This is a genomic window from Prauserella sp. PE36 (assembly GCF_003311655.1).
In the GTDB taxonomy this organism is placed as follows: domain Bacteria; phylum Actinomycetota; class Actinomycetes; order Mycobacteriales; family Pseudonocardiaceae; genus Prauserella_A; species Prauserella_A endophytica.
On record NZ_QEQT01000087.1, the window covers coordinates 251,937 to 275,577 of the forward strand.

The 23,641-nt window shown below is 70.9% G+C and carries 20 protein-coding genes; 15 read left to right on the plus strand and 5 right to left on the minus strand.

All coding sequences use genetic code 11. The features are described 5' to 3' along the window. Nucleotides 1-10: 10 nt before the first annotated feature. The 6 genes from DI005_RS26575 (at nt 11) to DI005_RS26595 (ending at nt 4,106) form a co-directional block, all read left to right on the plus strand. Nucleotides 11-1,153 carry a CaiB/BaiF CoA-transferase family protein gene (locus tag DI005_RS26575; RefSeq protein WP_113643983.1) on the plus strand — a complete coding sequence of 381 codons (1,143 nt, stop codon included), beginning with the start codon at nt 11-13 and terminating at the stop codon, nt 1,151-1,153. A gap of 222 nt (nt 1,154-1,375) precedes the next feature. Continuing rightward, nucleotides 1,376-1,543, plus strand: a complete 168-nt coding sequence (locus DI005_RS38730) for a hypothetical protein (protein WP_170200570.1) — start codon at nt 1,376-1,378, stop codon at nt 1,541-1,543. A 316-nt stretch (nt 1,544-1,859) separates the two neighbouring features. Then, nucleotides 1,860-2,354, plus strand: coding sequence for a helix-turn-helix transcriptional regulator (locus tag DI005_RS26580; protein ID WP_112267104.1), 495 nt, complete (start codon nt 1,860-1,862; stop codon nt 2,352-2,354). 81 nt (nt 2,355-2,435) lie between these two features. Next, nucleotides 2,436-3,281: a lytic transglycosylase domain-containing protein gene (locus DI005_RS26585; protein WP_112267102.1), complete on the plus strand. Its 846-nt coding sequence runs from the start codon at nt 2,436-2,438 to the stop codon at nt 3,279-3,281. 44 nt (nt 3,282-3,325) lie between these two features. After that, nucleotides 3,326-3,751, plus strand: a complete 426-nt coding sequence (locus tag DI005_RS26590; RefSeq protein ID WP_112267100.1) for a hypothetical protein — start codon at nt 3,326-3,328, stop codon at nt 3,749-3,751. Nucleotide 3,752: 1 nt separating this feature from the next. Next, complete coding sequence (locus tag DI005_RS26595; protein ID WP_113643984.1) at nt 3,753-4,106, plus strand: DUF3817 domain-containing protein; 354 nt, start codon at nt 3,753-3,755, stop codon at nt 4,104-4,106. Here the strand turns inward: DI005_RS26595 and DI005_RS26600 are convergent. The 3 genes from DI005_RS26600 to DI005_RS26610 are packed head-to-tail and all read right to left on the minus strand — an operon-like array spanning nt 4,084 to nt 6,503. Further along, nucleotides 4,084-4,944, minus strand: coding sequence for a spermidine synthase (locus DI005_RS26600; RefSeq protein ID WP_113643985.1), 861 nt, complete (start codon nt 4,942-4,944; stop codon nt 4,084-4,086). The two genes, DI005_RS26595 and DI005_RS26600, sit on opposite strands and share 23 nt — an antisense overlap. 1 nt (nt 4,945) lies before the next feature. Continuing rightward, the gene (gene speD / locus DI005_RS26605; protein WP_112267094.1) at nt 4,946-5,335 is read right to left on the minus strand and encodes an adenosylmethionine decarboxylase; all 390 of its coding nucleotides are present in this window, start codon (nt 5,333-5,335) and stop codon (nt 4,946-4,948) included. Then, entirely contained in the window at nt 5,325-6,503 is a 1,179-nt protein-coding gene (locus DI005_RS26610) for a type III PLP-dependent enzyme (RefSeq protein ID WP_112267092.1), read from the minus strand. The genes speD and DI005_RS26610 overlap by 11 nt, the downstream gene beginning before the upstream one ends. Before the next feature lie 1,206 nt (nt 6,504-7,709). On the opposite strand from DI005_RS26610, the gene DI005_RS26615 reads away from it, so the two are divergent. From DI005_RS26615 to DI005_RS26645, 7 genes are all read left to right on the plus strand, one after another. Then, nucleotides 7,710-11,135 carry a nitrate- and nitrite sensing domain-containing protein gene (locus DI005_RS26615; RefSeq protein ID WP_199543248.1) on the plus strand — a complete coding sequence of 1,142 codons (3,426 nt, stop codon included), beginning with the start codon at nt 7,710-7,712 and terminating at the stop codon, nt 11,133-11,135. Continuing rightward, entirely contained in the window at nt 11,132-11,584 is a 453-nt protein-coding gene (locus DI005_RS26620) for a roadblock/LC7 domain-containing protein (protein ID WP_110338650.1), read from the plus strand. The genes DI005_RS26615 and DI005_RS26620 overlap by 4 nt, the downstream gene beginning before the upstream one ends. A 7-nt stretch (nt 11,585-11,591) precedes the next feature. Continuing rightward, nucleotides 11,592-12,203, plus strand: coding sequence for a DUF742 domain-containing protein (locus tag DI005_RS39185; RefSeq protein ID WP_233520322.1), 612 nt, complete (start codon nt 11,592-11,594; stop codon nt 12,201-12,203). Next, on the plus strand, nt 12,184-12,798 hold the full coding sequence (locus DI005_RS26630; protein WP_170200572.1) for an ATP/GTP-binding protein: 615 nt from the start codon (nt 12,184-12,186) through the stop codon (nt 12,796-12,798). The genes DI005_RS39185 and DI005_RS26630 overlap by 20 nt, the downstream gene beginning before the upstream one ends. A gap of 79 nt (nt 12,799-12,877) precedes the next feature. Continuing rightward, complete coding sequence (gene icmF / locus DI005_RS26635; RefSeq protein ID WP_112267088.1) at nt 12,878-16,114, plus strand: fused isobutyryl-CoA mutase/GTPase IcmF; 3,237 nt, start codon at nt 12,878-12,880, stop codon at nt 16,112-16,114. Between the two features lie 42 nt (nt 16,115-16,156). Continuing rightward, complete coding sequence (locus DI005_RS26640) at nt 16,157-16,993, plus strand: LLM class F420-dependent oxidoreductase (protein WP_112267086.1); 837 nt, start codon at nt 16,157-16,159, stop codon at nt 16,991-16,993. 45 nt (nt 16,994-17,038) lie between these two features. Continuing rightward, nucleotides 17,039-18,028 (plus strand): TIGR03557 family F420-dependent LLM class oxidoreductase, encoded by a 990-nt coding sequence (locus DI005_RS26645; protein ID WP_112267084.1) that lies wholly within the window; start codon nt 17,039-17,041, stop codon nt 18,026-18,028. 93 nt (nt 18,029-18,121) lie between these two features. Here the strand turns inward: DI005_RS26645 and kstR are convergent, their stop codons facing one another. Then, the gene (gene kstR, locus DI005_RS26650) at nt 18,122-18,754 is read right to left on the minus strand and encodes a cholesterol catabolism transcriptional regulator KstR (RefSeq protein ID WP_112267082.1); all 633 of its coding nucleotides are present in this window, start codon (nt 18,752-18,754) and stop codon (nt 18,122-18,124) included. Nucleotides 18,755-18,874: 120 nt separating this feature from the next. On the opposite strand from kstR, the gene DI005_RS26655 reads away from it, so the two are divergent. After that, nucleotides 18,875-20,986, plus strand: a complete 2,112-nt coding sequence (locus DI005_RS26655) for an acyl-CoA dehydrogenase (protein ID WP_113643987.1) — start codon at nt 18,875-18,877, stop codon at nt 20,984-20,986. Here the strand turns inward: DI005_RS26655 and DI005_RS26660 are convergent. Beyond that, entirely contained in the window at nt 20,943-22,208 is a 1,266-nt protein-coding gene (locus DI005_RS26660; protein WP_113643988.1) for an alpha/beta hydrolase, read from the minus strand. The genes DI005_RS26655 and DI005_RS26660 overlap by 44 nt on opposite strands. A gap of 41 nt (nt 22,209-22,249) precedes the next feature. Between DI005_RS26660 and DI005_RS26665 the strand changes: the two genes are divergently transcribed. Beyond that, the gene (locus DI005_RS26665; RefSeq protein WP_113643989.1) at nt 22,250-23,635 is read left to right on the plus strand and encodes a wax ester/triacylglycerol synthase family O-acyltransferase; all 1,386 of its coding nucleotides are present in this window, start codon (nt 22,250-22,252) and stop codon (nt 23,633-23,635) included. Nucleotides 23,636-23,641 lie beyond the last annotated feature (6 nt).

The window sequence follows — 23,641 nt, forward strand, 5'->3', positions numbered from 1 at the left end:
GAGTCCCGCGATGAAGGCTGGTCCGCTCAGCGGCCTCAAGGTGATCGAGCTCGCCGGGCTGGCCCCGGCGCCGTTCGCCTGCACGATCCTCGCCGACCTCGGCGCCGACGTGATCCGGGTCGACCGCGTCGTGCCGGGTGAGGACGTGCTCGGCCTGCCCTACGACCCGCTCCTGCGCGGGCGAAGGACGATCGGCGTGAACACCAAGACGCCCGAGGGCGTCGAGCTGGTGCTCAAACTGGCCGAGAAGGCCGACGCGCTCGTGGAGGGCTACCGGCCCGGCGTGGCCGAGCGGATGGGGCTCGGCCTGGCGGACCTGCACGCGCGCAACCCGAGGCTCGTCTACGGCCGGGTCACCGGCTGGGGCCAGGACGGGCCGCTAGCGCAGGCCGCCGGGCACGACATCAACTACCTCGGCCTCGCCGGGGCGCTCGAGCCCATCGGCAGGGCCGGGGAACGCCCCGTGCCGCCGGTGAACTTCCTCGGCGACTTCGGTGGCGGCGGGCTGTTCCTCGCGATGGGCATCCTCGCGGCGCTGTACGAGCGGACCTCCTCTGGCAAGGGGCAGGTGGTGGACGCGTCGATGGTCGACGGGGCCGCCCTGCTCACCACCCAGCTCTACGGTCTCAAGGCCAGCGGTGTGTGGGAGGGCGGCCGCGGCGAGAACCTGCTCGACGGCGGCGCGCCCTTCTACGACACCTACGAGTGCGCCGACGGCAAGTACGTGGCCGTCGGCGCGCTGGAGATGCGGTTCTGGGCGGCGCTCGTGCAGGTGCTCGACCTCGACGCCGACGAGCTTCCCGTGCACCTCGACCAGCGCGAGTGGCCCCGGCTGCGCAAGATCCTCGCGGAGGCGATCGGCAAGCACACCCGCGACGAGCTCGTCGCGAAGGCGGAGGGCACGGACGCGTGCCTCACCCCGGTGCTCTCGCCGTGGGAGGCGGCGGAGCACCCGCACAACGCGGCGCGCGGCACGTTCGTCGACGTCGGTGGCGTCACGCAGCCCGCGCCGGGGCCCAAGTTCGACCGCACGCCGCCCGCGACCCCGGAGCCTCCGCACGAGAAGGGTGCCGACACCGCCGAGGTGCTACGGGAGCTCGGACTCGGCGACGGCGAGATCGCGCAGCTGCGCGACGGGGGAGTGACGGCGTGAGGCGTGTCGTACCCACCGCGGGTTGTTGATCACGCCTAGGGTGACCTCTGTCAGCCGGACTGAAGGGATTTCACGACCTACGGGCAGTCACTACCAACGCCCATTCGCGTGATTACCCGTCGGGATGCCTTGGGGTAGGGCATCATGGCGGTGTACTGCGCGGGGAGAGCAGCGCGGTCACCGTGCACGTTTCGGTGCCGCCGAGATGAATCGGATGGAGCTATGTCGCCGGGTCTCAAGAAAGTACTCATCTTCGGCGTCGTCGCACTCGTCCTGTTCTTCTTGATCACGCGGCCGACCGAGTCGGCCGATGCCGTCCAAGCCGCGCTCGGCTGGCTCCGGGACGGCGCCGAAGCCATCGTCACGTTCGTGCAGAGCCTCTTCTCCTGACCCGAAACCGACGCCCGACCGGCACCGTTGAACCGGTGCCGGTCGGTTTGTCGCGCGCGGACCGGTGTGATCACCCTCTGTCGCGAAACTGGCCTTCCGGCTCGGTTGCTCCACCATCCGGGTGGATTCAGGGGGTTAAGACGCTGGTCAACGGATTGGTCACCGAGAGGGTCTGGCGGAGGGCTGGCTCGCTCTCATACGGTGCTCACATTGCGTGATCGGCCGGTTCCCCAGGCCTCACGCTCCACATCTCGAACAACGTTGCTCGACCAGTCTTTTGCGATACGACAGCAGTGCCGTTGCAGAGGAGGCAGGGATGCGAGATCCCGGAGTTGACGCGGTGATCCGGCAGTGGACGTCCGAGCGCGAGCAGAGCGCCGAGGACCGCGAGATCACCAGGATCGCGTCGGCGTGGCTGGCGGAGGCCCCGCAGACCTCCCAGCCGGCCCCGGGCATCCCGGGCCAGCGCAGGAACACCGGTGCCGGCAGCTGGGCGCCGGTCGACGCCGCCGATCCCGGCTACCTCGCCGCCATGCGCGAGCGACTTCCCGAGGTCCCCGACGAGCTGCTGACGGCCGCGGCAGGCTGGTGGCAGATGATCGGCGACGTGAGCGAGGCCGAGGCGTGGTGGGACGCCGGCATCAGCCCGCTCGACCAGCGTGCGCTCGACTACCGGGCCGCGGGCCTCGCGCCCGCCGACCTGAGCAAGCGGCTCGGCCCGCTCACCGTGCTCGAGCACCTGCGTCGCGGCAGCGCCCCGGCGTGGTGCGTGGCCAGGCTCTCGCGCCAGCGCCGCGACGCCGCCAGCTGATCTCCTTCCAGTCCCCGTAACGCTAGGCTGCACCGGCTCGTTGTCAGTAGGTCACAAGGTCGGTCAGGTGGAGGCCCAGCGGTGCAGGATCCGGGGACGCGGGAGACGACGCGTCCAGGCTGGGCGGCCCTCGTCCGATTGGTCATCGTCGTCGCCGTGCTGGGCGTGGCGGGCGTGGGAGCGTGGCTCCTCGCCCGCGCGGGCACCCCGGAGGCGAGCCCGACGACCACCGACATCCCGGCGCTCCAGGTGGAGCCAGCCGACGTCGAGCCGGGATCGGTGATCCCGGCGGCCGACACGATCGCGGGTGCCGAGACCGGCGGCGGCGAGGTCCGGCCGCAGCAACAGGCGGGCGACCCGCTCGGGGCGTGGGCGGAACGGACGTCGGCCGCGGTCGGCGTCCCGGCAAGGGCCCTGCGGGCCTACGGCAACGCCGAGCTCGCGCTGCGGGCCCACCAGCCGGACTGCCGGATCTCCTGGGCGACCCTCGCCGGGATCGGCCGTGTCGAGTCGGATCACGGCCAGTACCGCGACGCGGTGCTGGGCGACGACGGCAGGCCGTCCACCCCGATCATCGGCGTCCCGCTCAACGGCTCCGCCGGGGTGCGGGCCATCCCCGACACCGACGGCGGCAGGCTCGACGGCGACCCGGTGCACGACCGGGCCGTCGGCCCGATGCAGTTCATCCCCTCGACCTGGGAGCGCTGGGCCAGCGACGGCAACGGTGACGGGCTCGCCGACCCGCATCAGATCGACGACGCGGCGCTCACCGCGGCCCGCTACCTGTGCGCGGGCGGGCGCGACATGGCCAGCGCCGAGGGCTGGTGGGCCGGGATCATGTCCTACAACAACTCCGTCGAGTACGCGCAGAAGGTCTTCGGCCTCGCCGACACCTACGCGAGGCAGGCCCAGACCGCGCAGGGCTGACCTGTGGCGGCCCTCACCTCGGGGTAGGTGCTAGTTTCGATGGCGTGTCCCCGAGCTCAACGACGGCACGCCGGCTCGCGATCGTCGGCGTCTCGGTGCTGAGCCTGGTGATCTGCTGTGGGCTCGCCTGGTGGCAGTGGGAGCGGTACTCCTCGGCCGGCGGCACGTTCCAGAACCTGGGTTACGTACTGCAGTGGCCGCTGTTCGGGCTCTTCCCGGCCTTCATGTTCTGGCGCATCCGCAGGCTGAGCCGTCAGGCGAAGGAAGCCGAGCAGCACGGCGCGAGCGGAGGGGACACGACGAGCAGTGGCCGGGCCGAGTGGGGCCGCAGGCCCGCCGAGGTCCCGGCGCCCCGTCCCGCCGCGCGCCAGGCTCCGTCCTCCGAGCCTGCCGACGACGAGGACGAGGAGCTGGCCGCCTACAACAGGTACCTGGCCGAGTTGAACGCCCGCGATCAAGAGGTGACATGACATGGTGACGACCGACCGCGACGAGACGCAGGCGGCTCCGGCCGCGACGTCCCTGCGTGGACCACTCCAGCGGTTCCGCATCGCGGCCTTCGCCACCGGCATCGGGCTGATCGGGCTGTGCGTGGTGATGATCGTGCGCTACGGCTTCGACAACCCGGACCCGTCCGCGATCTATTCGCCCATCCACGGCGTGATCTACATGATCTACCTCGTCGTGGCTGTGGACCTCGCGCTCAAGGCCCGCTGGTCGGTGAAGGGGACCGTCGGCGTCCTGCTCGCCGGCTGCGTCCCCCTCCTTTCCTTCTACGTCGAGCGCAAGGTCACCCAGCGCGTCACCGAGGGCCGGAAGCTCTGACCGAGTACGGCGGCACGGTGCAGCCGCGCAGCGCCTCGGCGTCGATCGAAGCGGGGCGGTAGCCCGTTCCGGCCGCGAGCCGCGTGGTCATGGCGCCCACCGGGTCGGCCACCACGTCGGTGCGGCCGGAAAGGAACGCCCACTCGTGCTCGTCGGAGCCGAAGTACACGACCGTGCCGAACACCTCGGTGAACCGGCGCCACGCCGCGAGCAGCGTGTCGTTGCGCCACAGCGTCGGGCAGCCGGCCTGGCAGGTCACCACGCCTCCGGGGGCGAGCACGGCTGCGCAGCGGCGCAGGAAGTCCGCCTCGTAGAGCCGGTTGTGCTGTGCCTGCTCGTCGGTGTTCTCGTCCGGCAGGTCGATCACCACGACGTCGTAGCGGGTCCGCGTGGAGGCGAGGAAGTCGAAGCCGTCGCGGTAGTGCACCCGCACCCGGCCCTCGCCCCGTTCGGCCTCGGCGAGCTCGGCAGGTGTGTAGCCGTAGGGCAGGTGCTCGGCGCACGCGCGCACGGCGAGGTGGTCGATGTCGACGTGGTCGACCAGCCCGGCGCCGTCGGCGACGGCGAGCTGGCTCGCGACGCCCTCGCTGGAACCGATGATCAGCACGTTGCGCACCTGGTCGGCCAGCAGCAGCGCGGGCACCATGAGCGCCTCGTGGTAGACGAGCTGGCTCTGCTCCGTGCTCTGCCGCTCGTCGTCGCAGAACAGCGTGATGCCCTGGGCGGTCCGCCCGATCACGACGTGCTGGAAGTCGGTGTGGGTGTCGAGGATGGTCTCCGACACGTCCCAGATCCGGGTGAGGCCGGGACCGAGCGGTTCGACGATCTGCTTGGTCATCTCACGCCCCCGCGGTGGTGGCCTGCCGTCCGCGCTGGACGGTCTTCATGGTCAGTGAGCCGGTGCCGAGCGCGGCGGCGAGCAGCCGCACGGCCTCCTCGGGATCGGCCCGGTCGCCGCACGTGAACACGTCGACGAACACCGCGCCGATCTCCGGATAGGTGTGCACCGAGGCGTGCGACTCGGCCAGCATGGCGAGCACGGTGACGCCCTGGGGCTCGAATCGGTGTGCGATCACCTCGCGCACGGTCGCCCCGGCCGTGGTCAGCGTGTCCGCGAGCGTGGTGCGCAGGAACCGCTCGTCGTCGAGCACTCCCGGCTCGATGCCGTCCAGCTCGGCCAGGACGTGCCTGCCGGAGAAAACGCCGACCTCGGCGAACTCACTCGGCACTCGGGGGCCTCCCTTCATGGATGCTGTGGATGCAGTAGGTGCGCAGGGGCGGGATACCGTTGAACGCCACCGACGAGTAGCTCGCCGTGTAGGCACCGGCGGAGAGGATGTCGATCCGGTCGCCCGGCCGCAAGGACAGGGGCAGCCGGTAGGGCGTCCGCTGGTACAGCACGTCGTCACCATCGCATGTCGGACCTGCGATGATCACCGGCCCGTCCGCCGTCGAGTGATCTGTGACAACCTCGAGCCGGTAGGCGATCGCCTCGTTCTCCGTCTCGGCCAGCCCGTTGTAGCGGCCGACGTCGAGATACACCCAGCGTTCCGGGTCGTCGGCGGACTTGCGGGACACCAGCACGACCTCGCAGCGGATGAGCCCCGCCTCGGCGACGATCGCCCTGCCCGGTTCGAGCACCACCTCGGGTTCCTGCCCCGGAAGGTGCTCGCGCAGGGCCGCGCCGATCGCGGCGGCGTAGTCGGCCGGTGCGGGCGCCGGCCCGGTGTAGGCGACACTGATGCCGCCGCCGACGTTCAGCCTGCGCAGTGGCACGCCGTGTTCGGCCGTCGCCGTGAACACCTTGGCGGCGGAGGCGATCGCGAGGTCCCAGGCGCCGGTGTCGAGCTGCTGAGAGCCGACGTGGAAGCTGACCCCGGCTGGATCGAGGCCGAGTTCGGCGGCACGCAGCAGGAGCGGCACGGCCTGGTCGGCGGCGCAGCCGAACTTGCGGCCGAATGGCGTCACCGACGCGGGCGCCTCCACCAGCAGGCGCACCGACACCTCCGCGCCCGGCGCCCGCTCGGCGACGTTGACCAGGTCGCTCTCGGCTTCGACCACGTACTCGCGCACGCCCGCGCGGTGGGCGAACGCGATGTCGGCAGGCTTCTTGACCGTGTTGCCGTACGACAGCGTCTCCGGAGCGGCGCCCGCGGCGAGGCACAGCTCGATCTCCGCCGGGCTCGCGACGTCGAAGGAGGCGCCCGCGGCCACGAGCGCGCGCAGCACGGCGGGCTCGGGGTTGGCCTTGACGGCGTACTGGACGCGGCTGCCTTCGAAGGTCGCGGCCAGTGTGCGGTAGCGCTCCAGGACGGTGTCGACGTCGATCACGAGACAGGGAGTGGGCGGGTCGTGTTCGGCGAGGAAGCCGCGAATTCGATCGAGCGTGGTACTCACCCTGCCCAGCGTCTCAGGTCCCGGCGCGCCGTGGGAACGCGGCTCCATTCCGTGCGGAGCAGAGCGGCGCGCGAGCCGTGAAGTTGCAGTCCTGACCTCGGCGTCAGCTCTCGGCGCCACGGTGGGGAGGCGCCCATTCGAATAGCACGCCGGGTGCCGGAAATATAGGCTTTGGCCATTGTCCGAATAGTTCGCCGTGAAATGGCCGCGGCGCGAATCCGACCTTCGCGCGCGCTGTGCCGACAATTCCGGATGGAGGTGGAATGCGTCCCGGCGGCCTTCCTGGGCGCGCCGGACGGCGGCTCGGGCGCTGGGGGCCGCCGGCATCACGAACGTGGCTTGTCGCGATGTCCCGGAACGCGCTTCCGGGACCTGATCACGGGTAAGGCCAGGCTAAATCGCAGGCTCACCCTGCTCGACCGGCTCCGGGGTCGCGTTCGGTCATGGTCAGCGGGGTGTCGTGGGCTAATGGGTGAATGATTCCCGAGATCGAAGCCGGTGTGGTTTACCCTGGGTAGCACGCCAAGATGGGAGAGCGGGGTCTGGACCGCAGTGTCCGCGATGTCACGCTTCGGTGAAGATCCCCTGGCCGAGACGCTGAACCCGTTAAGAAGCACCGGATACATCCCGTTCGCCGAAGCCACAACATCGGGGACTCTTTGGTGTGTTCACTCCACCGTGACGGCGTGTCGACTAGGCCGTTCGAGTGGCTAGAAGGTGTCCATTGGTCTATGTGGGTGATGCTTGATGCCTTGCTTGCCATGAATGCGGTAACCGAATTGCCGGGGACCGGATCGCCGTCGGGTGATTCGGTGGGCCACCGAAGAGTGAGAATCGGTATTTCCGCTGGTCACGGGCCATAGATCGAGAACATTTGCCGAGCACCCGATTGGTGTACGCTTTCTGGCACCTCGACCGAAGTCAATTGGGCACTGATGCGCGCCTGGACGCTGTGCAGTTCGCATGATGCGATGTGCGGTGCCCTCAGGGGGTTGACGGACGTCGTGCCGGTAGACGTACGAGAACGGCTGAATGCTGGCGAGGACCAGCGGCGAAGGATGGGCTCACATGCGGTACACGACTGGTCGCGTACGACACTTGGCCTCGCCTGACGGGACCCGGTAGGCGAGGAGCCATGAGCCGTCCGCAGTCAGCGAGCAAGCCGGAGGAGGAGTCACCTTCGTGACCGTTGCTGGAGAAGGTCAAGTGCCCGTGGGGACGCTTCTCGGCCAGCCGGCCCCGACGCCGTCCAAGTGGCGTGCCCTCGTGCGATGGCGCGACTGGAGCCTGCCCGTCAAGCTCGGCGCCGTCACGCTGGTCCCCATCGTCATCGCGCTCGTGCTGGGCGGCATCACGCTCGGCAACCAGATCGAGCGCTCCGACCGCTACGACCGCGTGGCGCAGCTCGCCGACCTCGGCGCCTCCACGCGCGCCGTGCTCGACGGCCTGCAGCGTGAGCGCACGCAGACAGCGCGGCTGCTCACCGACGGCTCCGGCCTGAACTCACCGGAGCTGCGCGACGCGCGAGCCGCCGTCGACCGCGCGGCCGGTCCGCTCACGTCCGCGGCGGGCGCCGCCGAGCTGGACGGCATCGCCGGCCCTCGTCAGGAGGTCAGCGATCAGCTGGGCCGGCTCGGCAGCCTGCGCGATCAGGTCGCCGCGGGCCAGGTCGGCCCCGTGCAGGCCGTCACCGAGTACTCGAGCATCACCTCGGCCCTGCTCAACCTCGACGTCGCGGTCGTGGCCGGCATGGGCGACGACGGCCTCGGCGGCACGCCGAGCGCCCTGCACGGCCTGCTCGTCGCGCGGGAAGAGGTGTCGGTCCAGCAGGCGCTGATCGGCTACGGCATCAGCCGCGGCGGTCTCGCGCCGAGCGAGTTCAACCAGGTCCGCACGTCGGACGTGCGGCTGACCGACCGACTCGCGGAGTTCCGCATCGCCGCCACCGGCGCCCAGCGCCAGGACTTCGACTCCACGGTCCGCGGGGACGACTTCGACAACCGCGACCGCGTGGTCAAGACGGTGCTGGCCGAGCAGGACTCGGGTGGCTCCGCGGGCTTCGGCTCGACCTCGGAGCAGCAGTGGGCCGACACCTCCGGCGCGGTGTTCACGAGCCTCGGAGACGTCAGCGACAGGCTCGGCGGCGAGCTCACCAGCACGGCGGGCGAGCTGGCCGACGGCGCGAGCACAGGCGTGGTCGTGCTCGCCGTGGTCCTCGTCATCGCGCTGCTGCTCGCGGCGGCCGTGGTCTTTCTCATCACGCGGCAGCTGCTGCGCTCGCTGAAGCTCTTGCGCACCAGGGCACTGGAGGTCGCCGAGCACGACCTGCCCTCGGCCGTGCGCACGATCCAGGAGGGCCGGTCGCAGAGCACGGACGTGCAGCCCGTGCCCGTCGGGACCAACGACGAGATCGGCGAGGTCGCCAGGGCGTTCGACGCCGTGCACAGCCAGGCGCTGCGCCTCGCCGTCGAGCAGGCCGGCATGCGCACCGGCTACGCGAGCGTGTTCGTCAACCTGTCGCGGCGCAGCCAGAGCCTCGTGCAGCGGCAGCTGCAGCTGATCGAGCGGCTCGAACGCGACGAGGAGGACGCCGACCAGCTGGCGACGCTGTTCCAGCTCGACCATCTCGCCACGCGCATGCGGCGCAACAACGAGAACCTCATGGTGCTTTCCGGCGCGGAGCCGGGCCGCAGGTCCGGCCAGCCCGTCAGCACCACCGACGTCCTGCGGGCCGCGGTGTCGGAGATCGAGCAGTACCAGCGGGTCGTGGTGCAGCCGCCGCCTCAGGTGCGGGTCGTCGGCTACGCCGCGGGCGACCTGGTCCGGCTCGTCGCCGAGCTGCTCGACAACGCCACCGCGTTCTCCGCGCCCGAGACACAGGTGACGGTGGCGACGCGGCAGCTGGAGGACGGCTCGCTGTCGATCGACATCATGGACCGCGGCATCGGCATGAACGAGGCCGAGGTGACGGAGGCCAACGCGCGCCTGACCGAGGCGGGCTCGGTGGACCTCGCCACGTCGCGCCGCATGGGCCTGTTCGTGGTCGGCCGGCTCGCGAGCAGGCACAACTTCGGCGTCGCCCTGCACGGCGGCAAGGACATCGTCGGGGTGCGTGCGACCGTGAAGGTGCCCGCTGAGCTCGTGATGGACGGCCAGGGCACGCCGCAGTCCATGTCCCCGCGGGGCGAGACCACCCCGCAGCTGCCACAGGCACCGCAGGCCTCGGCCCCCGCGGGTCAGGGCCCCGGCGGGCTGCCCCGCAGGCAGACCAACGGCGCGAGCAGGCCGGGTGCGCTGCCGGCGTTCTCGCAGGGCACGCCACCGCCCTCGGCCAACGAGGTGTCCGGCACAGCGTTGTTCACGCCGATCGGGCGCGACGAACCGGAGGAGGGGGCCCGCACTCAGCAGGTGCCACCGCCCCGGTGGCCCCAGCAGCACGACCAGCAGGCCGCGGCCGACGAGCCGTCCCGCAACGGCGTCGTGCCCCCGGAGACGGCGGCGGAGACCACCGCGGCCACCCCGGTCGTCACCGACGGCGCGGTTGCCGAGGACACGGAGGCCACCGAACGCACGGCGGCTCCCGGGGCGCCGTCCGAGGAGATCGGGCGGCAGCCGGATCCGGAGAAGGCGGCCGAGCCGGCAGCGGAGCAGGCACAGGCCGACGATGCGCTGAGCGGCAAGGAACTCTTCGCCGCCAACAGCACCGTCGTGAGCGACTGGTGGAGCGCGGCCACCACGGCGAGCGACGCCGAGCGCCGCGCCCGGCAGAGCATGGACCCGTCGGAAACGACGCCGATCTTCGACGAGATGCTCTCGGTGTGGTTCCGCAGCGATGCCGACGCGTCGGCGTCCCAGGGCGGCCGCAGTGGCTGGGACTTCGCCGCGGACGAGCGGTGGCGCGCCGTGCAGGCCGTGTCGGAGGTGTCGCCTTCGGACTACACCAAGGCCGGACTTCCCAGGCGTCGCAAGGGAGAACAGCTCCTGCCCGGTAGCGCGGTCCCGCCGAGCCCGGCCCCGGACGCCGCGGCGAAGGAGAAGGACGGCAAGCCGGAACTGCCCGCGCGGGACCCGGTCGACGTGCGCAGCAGGCTCAGCAGCTTCCAGCAGGGCGTGAGCCGAGGCCGCAGGCAGAGCGGCGCGGCCGAGCCGGAGACCCCGGAGTCGCCCGCGGCCCAGCCGCAGGCCGAGCGGCCGAAGACCACCGCCTCGGGACTGCCACAGCGGCAGCCGAGGAAGAAGGCGGCACAGACGCCGGCACCGGCGCAGGCGGCGGACACCGCGGCGGCACGGCCGGCCGCGGAACCCGCGCCGCAGGCCGGTGCGAGCCAGGGCGCCGCTCCCGCCTCGGAGTGGGCGTTCGCCTCCGACGACCGGTGGCGGACCGTGCAGGCGGTTGCCGAGTCCTCGCCGTCGAGCTACACGGCGGCGGGCCTGCCGAGGCGCCGCAGGGGTGAACAGCTGCTTCCCGGCAGCGTGTCCGCATCGAGCACGACCGAGAGCCGGCCGAGGACCGAACGCGACCCCGCGGACGTCAGGGGCAGGCTCAGCAGCTTCCAGCAGGGTATTCGCCGAGGCAGGCATCGGACCGCTCAGGCGACCGAGAGCACTCAAGAGAAAGTGGAGGGTGAATGACCGCGCCGGAACGGGCTCAGCCCCAGCAGAATCAGTTCGGGTGGCTGGTGAACGACTTCGCCGAGCGGGTGCCCGGCGTGGCCCACGCCGTGGTGGTGTCGGCGGACGGGCTGCTGCTCACCGCCTCCAACCGGCTCCCCCTCGACCGGGCCGACCAGCTCGCCGCGGTCGCCTCCGGGCTCGTCAGCCTCACCCAGGGTGCGGCGCGCTGCTTCGAGGCGGGCGCGGTCAACGAGACCGTCGTGGAGATGGAGCTCGGCATCATGGTGCTGATGTCCATCAGCGACGGCTCGTGCCTCGCCGTGCTGGCCGCGCCCAACTGCGACATCGGTCAGGTGGCGTACGAGATGACGCTGCTCGTCGACCGCGTCGGGCAGATCCTCACGCCGGAGCTGCGGGCTCAGCTGCAGGGCGCGGGCGGCCCGCTGGTCGGCGAACCGGTGGGATGACCGCGCGATGAGCACGGGGGCTGGATCCTCGGCCGAGGACGACCCGGGCACGTTCGCCGACGTGCTGGGCGGTTTCGCGCTGGGTTCCGGTCGTGTCCGTCGCAAGAAGGGCAAACGCAGGGACGACCCCGGTGAGGACAACGGCCGGGAAGCACCACCGGCCACCCCGCCAGCCGAGGCGGAGGAGCGCGGTGAGACCCGGTCGTGGACCGGAGAGGAGCAGTTCGTGTCGGCCGAAGCCATTCCGTTCATACCGGCCACAGCGCCGAATCCAGCGGAGGAGACCGGTTTCGTCCGTCCGTACGCCATCACTGGCGGCCGGACGAAGGCGAACTATCCACTGGAGCTCGAGACCTTGGTCTCCACTCGCGAGGCCGCTGTGATTGCGGTGCCCGACCAGATCGAGCACCAGCTGATCATGGAAGAATGTCGAACCCCACGTTCGGTCGCCGAGATCGCTGCGGCTCTCCGTGTCCCGCTCGGCGTGGCGCGGGTGCTGATCAGTGACGCGGCGGACACGGGGCTGGTCACCGTGCACAAGACCATCTCCGGTGACGAGGGCGCCGAAGCGCATCTGATGTTGATGGAAAGGGTTTTGAGTGGACTCCGTCGGCTTTAAGGCACCGCGCGAAGCCGCGCCGAAGACGATGACGTCGGCCAAGATCGTCGTGGCCGGCGGGTTCGGGGCGGGCAAGACGACCTTCGTCGGGTCGGTGTCGGAGATCGTGCCGCTGACGACCGAGGCGATGATGACGGACGCCAGTACCGGCATCGACGATCTCGAGGCGACGCCCAACAAGGCCACGACGACCGTGGCCATGGATTTCGGCCGGGTATCTCTCGACGAGGATCTGATCCTGTACCTCTTCGGGACGCCCGGCCAGCAGCGCTTCTGGTTCATGTGGGACGACCTGGTGCGCGGCGCGATCGGCGCCGTGGTGCTCGCCGACACCAGGCGGCTCGCCGACTCGTTCGCCCCGGTCGACTTCTTCGAGGACAGGGGCCTGCCCTACATCGTGGGGGTGAATACGTTCGACGGCGTGTTACACCACGACCTGAACGATGTTCGAGAGGCGTTGTCGATCGACCCGGCCATCCCGATCGTGCGCTGCGACGCCCGTGACCGGGAGTCCACCAAGCAAACCCTGATCACCCTGGTCGAGTACGCGATGCGCCAGTGGATCGCGCTGCGTTCCCCGGCCCCCGCCGGCTGAATCGATTCCGGGCGGCTGAGACCGCCGTCACGGTGAAGCTTGGGTTCAAAACAGTAGGAAGTCCAAGTATTTTGGAGGCATGACCTCCGAACTGCACCGGCCTGCGCACCCCGTCCGGTTCGTGACCGCGGCGAGCCTCTTCGACGGTCACGACGCGTCCATCAACATCATGCGGCGGATCCTCCAGTCGCAGGGCGCCGAGGTGGTCCACCTCGGCCACAACCGGTCGGTGGACGAGGTCGTCACGGCGGCGATCTCGGAGGACGTGCAGGGCGTGGCCATCAGCGCTTACCAGGGCGGGCACGTCGAGTACTTCACGTACCTCGTCGACCTGCTCCGGGAGCGCGGCGCCGGACACGTCAAGGTGTTCGGCGGCGGTGGCGGTGTCATCGTCCGCGAGGAGATCGAGCTGCTGCACTCCCGCGGCGTGGCGCGGATCTTCTCGCCGGACGACGGCCTCGAGATGGGCCTGCCCGGCATGATCAACTCGATGATCGCGGCGTGCGACGTCGACCTCGCGGCTCAGGAGACGGGGTCGGTCGACCAGCTGCTCTCCGGTGACGTCCGGACGCTCGCGCGCACCATCACGCGCCTGCAGCAGGAGGTTCTGCAGGGGGAGTGGCTCACCGCGATCCGGGACGCGGCGCGGACGCGCACGGTGCCGGTGCTCGGCATCACCGGCACCGGCGGCTCCGGCAAGTCGTCGCTCACCGACGAGCTGGTGCGCCGGTTCCGGCTCGACCAGGAGGACAAGCTCCGCATCGCCGTGCTCGCGATCGACCCGACGCGGCGCAAGGGTGGCGGCGCGCTGCTCGGCGACCGCATCCGCATGAACTGCCTCGACGGCGACCGCGTGTTCTTCCGCTCGCTGGCCACGCGTACCACCAGCGGCGAGATCCCCGCCGGGCTCGACGACGCCATCCTGGCGTGCAAGGCCGCCGGCTACGACCTGGTGATCGTCGAGACGCCGGGTATCGGCCAGGGCGACGCGGGCATCGTCGACCACGTCGACCACGCGCTGTACGTGATGACGCCCGAGTTCGGCGCGGCCTCGCAGCTGGAGAAGATCGACATGCTCGACTTCGCCGACGCCGTGGCCATCAACAAGTTCGAGCGGCGAGGGGCGGAGGACGCGCGCCGCGACGTGGCCCGGCAGCTCGTGCGCAACCGCGAGGAGTTCCACGCCGCGCCCGAGGACATGCCGGTGTTCGGCACGAGCGCCGCGAAGTTCAACGACGACGGCGTCACGGCGCTGTACCAGCACCTGCGGGACCTGCTCGCCGGCAGCGGGCTGTCGGTGTCGACCGGGGTGCTGCCGAAGGCGGAGGGCAAGGTCTCCACCGAGCTCAGCACGATCATCCCCACCGACCGCACCCGCTACCTCGCCGACATCGCGGCCACCGTGCGCGGATACCACGACCGGACCGCGAGCCAGGTCGAGGCCGTCCGCAGGCGCGAGCACCTCGCCGCCGCCCGGGACGAGCTGGCCGCGGCCGGCGCCGACACCGAGGCGCTCGACCGGCTGCTCGCCGACGCGGAGTCCGGTGTGGACGGTGCGACCGTGAAGCTGCTGGAGGAGTGGAAGCGCCTGGCCGACGAATACCGGGGCGAGGAGCTGGTGTTCAAGGTCCGCGACAAGGAGATCCACACGCAGCTGTGGCGGGAGACCCTGTCCGGCAACCGCGTGCCAAGGGTCGCGCTGCCGCGCTACAGCGACTCCGGCGAGCTGGTGTCGTTCCTGCGTCGCGAGAACCTGCCCGGCTACTTCCCTTACACGGCGGGTGTTTTCCCGTTCAAGCGCGAGGGCGAGGACCCGGCCCGCATGTTCGCGGGCGAGGGGGACGCGTTCCGCACCAACCGGCGGTTCAAGTACCTTTCCGCCGACTCCGAGGCCAAGCGGCTCTCGACGGCGTTCGACTCGGTGACACTCTACGGCTTCGACCCGGACACCCGGCCCGACATCTACGGCAAGGTCGGCACGTCCGGCGTCTCCATCGCGACGCTCGACGACATGAAGGCGCTCTACGACGGTTTCGACCTCACGGCGCCGAGCACGTCGGTTTCGATGACGATCAACGGCCCCGCCCCGACGATCCTCGCGTTCTTCCTCAACACCGCGATCGACCAGAAGCTCGACGCGTTCCGGGAGGAGCACGGGCGGGAGCCGTCGGCAGAGGAGGCCGGGCAGATCCGCGACTGGACGCTGCGGCAGGTGCGCGGCACCGTGCAGGCCGACATCCTCAAGGAGGACCAGGGTCAGAACACCTGCATCTTCTCCACCGAGTTCAGCCTGCGGATGATGGCCGACATCCAGGAGTGGTTCATCGAGAAGGGAGTCCGCAACTTCTACTCGGTGTCGATCTCCGGCTACCACATCGCGGAGGCCGGGGCCAACCCGATCTCACAGCTGGCCTTCACCCTCGCCAACGGGTTCACCTACGTCGAGTCCTACCTGGCGCGCGGCATGGACATCGACGATTTCGCGCCGAACCTGTCGTTCTTCTTCTCCAACGGCATGGACGCGGAGTACTCGGTGCTCGGCCGGGTTGCGCGGCGGATCTGGGCGGTCGCGATGCGGGAACGCTACGGAGCCAACGACCGGTCGCAGAAGCTCAAGTACCACGTGCAGACCTCGGGTCGCTCGCTGCACGCGCAGGAGATGAGCTTCAACGACATCCGCACAACGCTGCAGGCGCTGTGCGCGCTCTACGACAACGCGAACTCCTTGCACACCAACGCCTACGACGAGGCGATCACCACGCCGAGCGAGAGCTCGGTGCGCCGCGCGATGGCGATCCAGATGATCATCAACAAGGAGTGGGGCCTGTCGAAGAACGAGAACCCCCTGCAGGGCTCGTTCGTCATCGACGAGCTGACCGACCTCGTGGAGGAGGCCGTGCTCACCGAGTTCGACCGCATCTCCGAGCGCGGCGGCGTGCTGGGCGCCATGGAGACCGGATACCAGCGCGGCAAGATCCAGGACGAGTCGATCCTCTACGAGCGCCTCAAGCACGACGGCTCGCTGCCGATCGTCGGGGTGAACACCTTCCGGAACCCGCACGCCGACGAGGAGGAGGTGGAGGTCGAGCTGGCCCGCGCCACCGAGGAGCAGAAGCAGTCGCAGCTCGACCGGCTCGCCGACTTCCAGCGGCGCCACCACGACGAGGCGCAGCAGGCGCTCAAGGAGCTGCGGGAGGCGGCCACGCGTGGCGACAACGTGTTCGCGGTGCTGATGGACGCCGCGCGGGTGTGCTCGCTCGGCCAGATCACCGAGGCGTTCTTCGAGGTCGGAGGCCAGTACCGGCGCAACGTCTGAGCCGGAGGAACAATCGGTGCGCACGCCGGGTTCCATGGTCATATGAAGTTCGGTGTCTCGACCTTTCTGACCGACGAGGGCATCCGGCCGGACGTGCTGGGCAGGGCGCTGGAGGAGCGCGGGTTCGACTCGCTCTTCGTGACCGAGCACTCGCACATCCCCGCCAGCAGGGAGTCGCCCTATCCTGGCGGCGGCGAGCTGCCGAGGATCTACTACCGGACCCTCGACCCCTTCGTGGCGCTCGCCGGCGCGGCCACGGTGACGAAGAACCTCCTGCTCGGGACCGGCGTGGCACTGCTGCCGCAGCGCGACGTGCTGCACACGGCGAACGAGGTGGCGAGCCTCGACCTGCTCTCCGGCGGGCGCTTCGTGTTCGGCGTCGGGGTCGGCTGGAACCGCGAGGAGATGCGCAACCACGGCACCGACCCGCGCACGCGGGGCAGGCTGATGGACGAGCAGCTCCAGGCGCTCAAGGCGCTCTGGACGCGGGAACGGGCGGAGTTCCACGGCGAGTTCGTGGACTTCGACCCCGTCTACGCGTGGCCGAAGCCCGTGCAGCGGCCGCATCCGCCGGTCTACATCGGCGGGGAGAGCCCGGCCGCGCTGGCCCGGCTCGTCGCGCACGGTGACGGCTGGCTGCCGCGCGCCGAGACCACGCCCGAGGAGATCCGCCGGGTCCGGAAGTGGCTCGCCGAGCAGGGCAGGCCGGACGTGCCGGTGACGATGTTCGCGATCGGGCGCAGGGCTTCGGCGGACCTCGCCGGGTGGGCCGACGCGGGGGTCGACCGGGTGACGTTCTACCTGCCGACCAAGCCGGAGGACGAGACCCTGCGCAGGCTCGACGAGTTCACCGCGCTCACCGAGCGTCACGGGAGGTAGGTTGATCGGAGAGGCACAGGGGCACGCAGAAGGGTTGGTACAGGCGTGAGTGACGTTCAGATCGGCATCGCGGCGGCGCTGGAGCAGTTCTCGCCGAGGGAGTCCATCAAGCTGGCGGCGCTGGCCGAGCAGCACGGGTTCTCCGGCCAGATGGCGGCCGACCACTTCCAGCCGTGGGTGCCGGCGCAGGGCGAGGCCTCGTTCGTGTGGAGCGTGCTGGCCTCGCTCGCCGAGAACACCACGGGAGACCTCGGGCCGGGGGTGACCTGCCCGTCGTTCCGGCTGCACCCGTCGATGGTGGCGCAGGCGGCAGCGACGCTGGAGGCGACGTACCCGGGTCGCACGTGGCTCGGCATCGGCTCCGGTGAGGCGCTCAACGAGCACGTCATCGGCGGCTACTGGCCGGAGGCGCCGGAGCGCGTGCGCCGGATGTTCGAGGCGCTCGAGATCATCCGCAAGCTGTTCACCGGCAAGGACGTCAAGCACAGCGGCGAGTTCTTCAAGCTGCACACCACCCGCCTGTGGACGCTGCCGGACGCCCCGCCGCCGATCTACATCGCCTCTGCGGGCCCGTACACCTCGCGCAAGACCGGTGAGCTCGCCGACGGGCTGATCACGCCGGGCGCGTCGCTGGAGAAGCTCGCCGGCATCCTCGACAACTTCGGGAAGGGCGCCAAGAAGGCGGGCAAGGACCCGGACAGCATGCCGAAGCTGCTGCAGGTGCACCTCTCGTGGGCGGCGACCGACGACGAGGCCTGGAAGAACGCCATGGAGCAGTGGCCCAACGGTGGCATGAAGTTCCCGAAGGCCGACATCCGCTCGCCGTTCGACTTCGAGCAGATGGCCAAGCTGGTGCGCCCGGAGGACTTCGAGGGCCGCATGGTGGTGTCGTCGGATCCCGACGTGCATCGCGCGTCGCTGCAGAAGTTCATCGACGCCGGGTTCAACCGGATCTACATCCACAACGTGGGCCGCAACCAGGAGGAGTGGATCGAGACCTTCGGCCGCGAGGTGCTGCCGAAGCTCACCGCGTAACCCCGGGGCTCAGCTGCAGTGAAGGCCACCTTGCCTGCGTTCAACGCAGTGAAGGTGGCCTTCACTGCGTCCGGCCACTGCGTCCGGGGCGACCTAGTCGAGGAGTAGGTGGACCGAGAGCTCCAGGCGGTTGGCGACGTCGGCGGCGGAGGCCCTGCGCGTCACCCACGCCACCAGGTTCGCCATCCAGACGTCGGCGATGACGTGGAAGACGTCGCGATCGTGGTCGGTCGGCTCGTCGATGCCCATCGCCTTGGCGAACATGTTCTCCATGTGCCTGCCGACCTGCTCCACCTCGGCGGCCGCGGTCGTGTCGGCGAACATGAACGCCCGGACCATCGCCTCCGTGAGGTGCGGGTCGCGCTGCATCATCCGCGTGTTGCGGCCGAGCACGAACAGCAGCCGCTCGGTGGGCGTGTCGCCGGGAATGGAGCCGCGGTCGAGCTTGTCCTGCGCACGCTCGAACTCCCGCGCCAGCCCCGAGACGAGCAGGTGGATCTTGGAGGGGAAGTAGCGGTACAGGGTGCCGAGGGCGACGTCGGCGCGTTCGGCGACCGTCCGCATCTGGACGGCGTCGTACCCGCCCTTGGCGGCCAGCGCGAGCGTCGCGTCGAGAATGCGCTTGCGCCGGTCGCGCTGTGCGGCCGAGCCCAGCTCCTCGCCGCCGATCGGGCTCAGCGCGCCCCGGCCCTTCGTCTGGGCCGGTGCCTTGGGCTTGCTTGCCATCCGCAGTCTCCCCGTTGCAGAACTTGTTCCACTTTGCGTGCTCAGCGTACCTAACGCCGGACGTGGATCGGGTATGAGGTTGATCGCCCAAAAACTGAAACACGTTCTATAATCGCCCTCGTGTCGATCGCGATCACCGATGAGCAGCGCGCACTGGCCACGTCGATCCGTGCCTGGGCGGCAGGCGGGCGTGACCCCGATGGTCTCATCGGGATCGGGTTGCCCGCGATCGCCGTGCCGGAAGCCCTCGGCGGCGCTGGAGCCGGCGTGGCCGATCTCGCGGCCGGTATCGAGGAGGCCGCCGCCGTGCTCGCGGAGGGGCCGCTGTTCGGCAGCCTCCTCGCGGGACTCGTGCTGGCGCGGTTCCCTGACTCGCCCGTGGCGAAGGAGCTCGTCCCGGCACTGGCCGAGGGCACCGTCCGCGCCGCGGTGGCTCTCGGGCCGGGGGAGCTGTCCGGGAGCCGGGCGCCCGGCGGCGGGCTCGTGGTGTCGGGCCGCACCCCGGCGATCCCTGACGCAGGAGACGCAGGGCAACTGCTGCTGGCCGCCCGCGTCGACGGCGGGCCCGTGTGGTTCGCCGTCGACGCCGCCCTGGTCACCGTGACGCCCGCGACCGCGTTCGACCCGTCGAGGCCGCTCGCCCGCGCCGAGCTGGCCGCCGTGGAGGTGCCGCCGGAGTCGGTGCTGCCCGGCGCGCCGGTCGCCGAGCTGGCCGCGACCCTCGCCGCCGCCGAGGCCGCGGGCGTGGCCGCCTGGTGCGTGCGCACCGCGAGCGAGTACGCGCGGGTGCGCGAGCAGTTCGGCCGCCCGATCGGGTCGTTCCAGGCCGTCAAGCACGTCTGCGCGGAGATGCTGTGCCGCTCCGAGCTGGCCTCGGCGCTGGCGTGGGACGCCGCACGGGCGGCCGACGAGGACGGCACGGACCCCGCTCAGCACGCCTTCGCCGCCGCCGTCGCCGCCGCGGGCGCACTCGACGCCGCGGTGGACAACGCCAAGGACTGCATCCAGGTGCTCGGTGGCATCGGCTTCACGTGGGAGCACGACGCGCACCGCTACCTGCGCCGCGCGCTGGCACTGCGGCAGCAGCTCGGTGGCGCGGCGCGCTGGCGGCACCGGGCCGCGGAACTGGCGCTGACCGGCACCCGCAGAACCCTGGACATCGACCTCACCGGGCACGAGGACGACCCTGTCGCCGTGGAGGCCCGGCGGCTCGCCGCCGAGCTGGCCGGGCTCGAGGCTCACCGGCAACGCGAGCGGCTGGCCGAGACCGGCTACCTCGTGCCGCACTGGCCCCGGCCGCACGGGCTCGACGCGACCCCCGCGCAGCAGCTGCTCGTCGACGCCGAGCTGCGCCGCGCAGGCGTGCGCAGGCCCGACCTGGTGATCGGCGCGTGGGCCGTCCCGACGATCCTGCGGCACGGCACCGCCGAGCAGCGCGAGCGGTTCACCGGGCCGACCCTGCGCGGCGAGCTCACGTGGTGTCAGCTGTTCAGTGAGCCCGGCGCCGGGTCCGACCTCGCCTCGCTGCGCACGAGGGCCGTGCGCGCCGAGGGCGGCTGGCGGCTCAGCGGGCAGAAGGTGTGGACATCGCTCGCGCACGAGGCCGACTGGGCGATCTGCCTCGCGCGCACCGATCCGGACGCGCCGAAACACCGCGGCATCACGTACTTCCTCGTGGACATGCGGGCCGAGGGCATCGAGATCAGGCCGCTGCGCGAGATCACCGGCGAGACGCGGTTCAACGAGGTGTTCCTCGACGACGTGTTCGTGCCCGACGCCGACGTGGTCGGCGAGGTGAACGACGGCTGGCGGCTGGCGAGGACCACGCTCGCCAACGAGCGGGTGGCCCTCGGTGGCGGATCCTCCGTGGGTGAGGCCGTGGAGCAGCTGCTGGCGGAGCACCCCGACCTCGGCACCGAGCGGCTCGGCGCCCTCGTGGTGCAGGGCTGCGCGGTGTCGGTGCTCGGGCTGCGCGACACGCTGCGCAGGCTCGGCGGCGGGGAACCGGGCGCGGAGTCGAGCGTGAGCAAGCTGCTGGGCGTGCGGCACCGGCAGGAGGTCGCCGAGGCGGCGCTCGACGCGCTCGGCGAGCACGGCGTGGTGGTCGACGAGTCGACATCGGCCGCGCAGCACGAGTTCCTGCTCACCCGGTGCCTGAGCATCGCGGGCGGCACCACGCAGGTGCTGCTCAGCGTGGTGGCCGAGCGGCTGCTGGGTCTGCCCCGGAGTTGATGAGGTAGCGGACGTAGGTCCACTCCAGGAACCGTTCCACGCCTCGCACGACGTGGGCGCTGCGGATCGACGGGAACAGGTCGAACGCGTGCTGCGCGCCGGGGATCTCCGCGTACGCCACCGTGTTCGGGGAGAGCTCGCGCAGCCTGCGGACGAACTCGCGGGCCTCGCGCACCGGCACGAGCGTGTCGTGCTCGCCGTGGACGACGAAGAACGGCGGCGCCTTGTCGGTGATGCGGTCCAGCGGGGAGGCGGCCACGTACTCGTCGAGGAACTCCTCGGGGTCCTTGCCGACGACGAAGCGCGCGAGCAGGTGCCGCCGGGTCGTGCTCGCCCTCGACCCGCTCGTCGCGGCGAAGTCGTAGACCCCGTAGTGCGGCACGCACGCCTGCACGCTCGTGTCGATCTCGGTGAAGCCGGGCTGCAGGCGCGGGTCGTTGGGCGTGAGCGCGAGCAGTGCCGAGAGGTGCCCGCCCGCCGATCCGCCGGTGGCAACCACGTAGTCAGGGTCGCCGCCGTACTCCGTGATGTGCTGGCGGATCCACGCCAGGGCCCGCTTGGCCGCGACGATGTGGTCGGGCCAGTGCGCCGAGGGCGAGAGCGGGTAGTTGATCGCCACGCACACCCACCCGCGCTGGGCCATGTGCAGCATCAGCGGGATGCCCTGCTGGTCCTTGTTCCCGACCGTCCACGCCCCGCCGTGCACCTGCAGCAGCACCGGCCTTCCGGACACGGGCTCGCGCGGCCGGTACACGTCGAGCAGGAACCGCCGCCCGCCAGGCGCGTAGGCGATGTCGCGGTCGCGGCGGACCTCCTTGTCGTGCATGCGGAACGGCAGCACGAGCTGGCCCCACGGTGTGGCGAGGTCCTTCGGACTCGGCGGCCTGCTCAGCTCCTGGCGGTAGGCGGGGCCGAGTGCCTCGACGAGGGCGTCCTCCACCGCGCCCTTCGCGCGCTGCGCCGACACGATGAGCGAGGCGAGGCCCGCCGCCGAGAGGCCCGCCATGGCGAGCCCGGGCTTGTCGGCCCGGCGAAGGCCGCGTTTGGCGATGTGGGCGGCCGTGTCCGCGACGGTGAGCGCGAGCAGGTGCGGCGCGAGCTCGGCGGTGAGCCAGCCGGCGAAGAACGCCGGGAACGCGGCACGGCTACCGGGCAGCGGACGCACGGCGTTGGCCGTGAACCCCAGTTGCACCGCCCGGCGGGTCCGGAACGAGGCATGCATGATCCACGAGCGTACCGATCTCGTTCGCCTACGCTAGGCGAGTGGAGCGATTGAGCGGGCTCGACGCGAGCTTTCTCTACCTGGAGACGTCCTCGCAGCCGCTGCACGTGTGCGGGCTGGTGACCGTCGACCCGTCGGCCGTTCCCGGCGGGTACGGCTTCGCACAGTTGCGCGCGCGGCTGGCCGAGCGGGTGCGGGGCAACCCCGTGTTCCGGCGCAGGCTCCACAACCCGCTCCTGAACCTGAACCACCCCGTGTGGGTGGAGGACGAGGACTTCGACCTCGACCGGCACGTGCACCGCGCCGAGGTGCCCGCGCCCGGCGGCCGGGAGCAGCTCGCCGAGGTGTGCGCCGGGATCGCGGGCACACGACTCGAACGGTCCAGGCCGCTGTGGGAGATCCACGTCCTGGAGGGGCTCGCCGACGGCGGCGTCGCCGTGCTGGCGAAGATGCACCACGCGAGCGTCGACGGCGTGAGCGGAGCGAACCTGCTGACCTACCTCGCCGGGCTGGAACCCGACTCGCCGGCGCCGGAGCCCGGGGAGCCGGTGAACGCGGAACCGCCGGGCCAGCTCACGATGCTGCGCAGGAGCGCGTTGGACGTCGCCCGCAGGCCGGTGGAGCTGGCGCGGCTGCTGCCCGGCCTGGCCGGGCTGGTGCCGCGGTGGGTGGGCCGTTCGCTGCAGGGCAAGGGCATGGCGACGCCGTTCACGGCGCCGCGCACGTCCTTCAACGGCACGATCACCGCCGAGCGCGCCGTCGCCTTCGCGCAGGTGGACCTCGACGACGTCAAGGCCATCAAGAACGCCTTCAACGTCACCGTCAACGACGCGGTGCTGGCGATGTGCGCCGGAGCGCTGCGCCGCTACCTGCTGGAGCGCGGGGAGCTGCCGGAGGATCCGCTCGTGGCGACGGTGCCGGTGTCGGTGCAGGAGCGCAGCGAGCGCGACGCCGGCAGCAACCGCGTGTCCGCGTTCTTCGCCTCCCTGCCGACGCACCTGGCCGAGCCCGCCGCGCGCGTGTTCACGCTCGCCGAGAACAACCGGCTCTCGAAGGAGCACCACCACACCATCGACGCCGACATGCTGCAGGACTGGGCGCAGTTCGCGGCGGCGACGACGTTCGGCCTTGCCGTGCGCGCCTACTCGGCGTTCCGGCTGGCCGAGAAGCACCCGGTGGTGCACAACCTGGTGATCTCGAACGTCCCGGGCCCGCCGGTGCCGATCTATCTCCTCGGCGCGCGCGTCACCGGCCTGTACCCGCTCGGCCCGGTCTTCCACGGCGCCGGGCTGAACATCACCGTGCTCTCGCAGGCCGGCAAGGTCGACATCGGCCTGCTCGCCGCACGAGAACTCGTTCCAGATCTATGGCACCTCGCCGACGCGATGCCGGACGCGCTCGAGGAACTACTCGCCGCGAGACCCTGATCCACC

Excerpts from the sequence above, each read along its gene's own strand:
- DI005_RS26575 (WP_113643983.1), top strand. The coding sequence starts at position 11 with ATGAAGGCTGGTCCGCTCAGCGGCCTCAAGGTGATCGAGCTCGCCGGG.
- DI005_RS38730 (WP_170200570.1), top strand. The coding sequence starts at position 1,376 with ATGTCGCCGGGTCTCAAGAAAGTACTCATCTTCGGCGTCGTCGCACTC.
- DI005_RS26580 (WP_112267104.1), top strand. The coding sequence starts at position 1,860 with ATGCGAGATCCCGGAGTTGACGCGGTGATCCGGCAGTGGACGTCCGAG.
- DI005_RS26595 (WP_113643984.1), top strand. The coding sequence starts at position 3,753 with ATGGTGACGACCGACCGCGACGAGACGCAGGCGGCTCCGGCCGCGACG.
- DI005_RS26600 (WP_113643985.1), bottom strand. The coding sequence starts at position 4,944 with ATGACCAAGCAGATCGTCGAACCGCTCGGTCCCGGCCTCACCCGGATC.
- DI005_RS26620 (WP_110338650.1), top strand. The coding sequence starts at position 11,132 with ATGACCGCGCCGGAACGGGCTCAGCCCCAGCAGAATCAGTTCGGGTGG.
- DI005_RS39185 (WP_233520322.1), top strand. The coding sequence starts at position 11,592 with ATGAGCACGGGGGCTGGATCCTCGGCCGAGGACGACCCGGGCACGTTC.
- icmF (WP_112267088.1), top strand. The coding sequence starts at position 12,878 with ATGACCTCCGAACTGCACCGGCCTGCGCACCCCGTCCGGTTCGTGACC.
- DI005_RS26640 (WP_112267086.1), top strand. The coding sequence starts at position 16,157 with ATGAAGTTCGGTGTCTCGACCTTTCTGACCGACGAGGGCATCCGGCCG.
- kstR (WP_112267082.1), bottom strand. The coding sequence starts at position 18,754 with ATGGCAAGCAAGCCCAAGGCACCGGCCCAGACGAAGGGCCGGGGCGCG.
- DI005_RS26660 (WP_113643988.1), bottom strand. The coding sequence starts at position 22,208 with ATGCATGCCTCGTTCCGGACCCGCCGGGCGGTGCAACTGGGGTTCACG.